Below are 506 nucleotides of genomic sequence, written 5' to 3'. Positions count from 1 at the left end.
TCGCCGACAAACTGCAAGATTGTTACGCTGCGTTAGGTGTGGTTCATACCAAATACAAGCACTTACCGAGTGAGTTCGACGACTACGTTGCAAACCCAAAACCAAACGGTTACCAATCGATTCACACCGTTATTCTTGGTCCTGAAGGCAAAACCATCGAGATTCAAATTCGTACCAAGCAAATGCACGAAGAATCTGAACTGGGCGTTGCCGCGCACTGGAAATACAAAGAAGGTGCGAGCAGTCGCAGTGGTTACGATGAGAAAATTACCTGGCTACGTAAACTATTGGATTGGCAAGAAGAAATGTCCGATTCTGGTGAGATGTTGGATGAGCTCCGAAGCCAAGTCTTCGATGACCGCGTCTACGCATTTACACCACGTGGCGATGTTGTCGACTTACCAATGGGGGCAACTCCACTAGACTTTGCCTACCACATTCACTCAGAAGTCGGGCACCGTTGTATTGGCGCCAAAGTTGGTGGCCGAATCGTGCCGTTCACCCAC

At 49.0% G+C, this 506-nt stretch carries 1 protein-coding gene; it reads left to right on the top strand.

Going from position 1 to position 506, the window contains the following annotated elements; genetic code table 11:
• Nucleotides 1-506, top strand: a 506-nt coding sequence (locus R8O10_RS27745) for a TGS domain-containing protein (RefSeq protein ID WP_318192297.1), incomplete at both ends; no start/stop codon positions are given.

Source organism: Vibrio sp. 1727 (assembly GCF_033344415.1).
GTDB lineage: Bacteria > Pseudomonadota > Gammaproteobacteria > Enterobacterales > Vibrionaceae > Vibrio > Vibrio alginolyticus.
The sequence above is the reverse complement of the archived record's forward strand: the minus strand, read 5'-3'. Positions and strand labels throughout refer to the sequence as shown.